Source organism: Roseateles sp. AC306, from assembly GCF_979253795.1.
Genome location: NZ_CEEDEB010000097.1, coordinates 1 through 259, shown reverse-complemented (window position 1 = coordinate 259; position 259 = coordinate 1). Strand labels below are relative to the sequence as shown.

The 259-nt window shown below is 69.5% G+C and carries 1 protein-coding gene; it reads left to right on the top strand.

Translation table 11 applies throughout. The annotated features are described in order from the left end of the window. Positions 1-259 (top strand): TonB-dependent receptor plug domain-containing protein (locus AC0IZJ_RS28540; protein ID WP_471855639.1); only part of this gene is annotated, 259 nt, incomplete at both ends.

Below are 259 nucleotides of genomic sequence, written 5' to 3'. Positions count from 1 at the left end.
CGCCCGCGGTGGCCACGGTCATCACGGCGCAGGACCTCGCGCTGAGGGGCGCGACGGACATCGCCCAGGTCCGGGCCACCGTGCCCGGCATCCACGTGGGCCGCAACAACCAGGGCTACAACCCGCTGTATCTCGTGCGCGGCATCTACAGCGAGTTCAATGCGCAGACGCTGGTGCTCTCCAACGGCGTGCCGATGACGACGATGTTCATCGGCAACCGCGGCACGCTCTGGTCGGGCCTGCCGGTGGCCAACAGCGC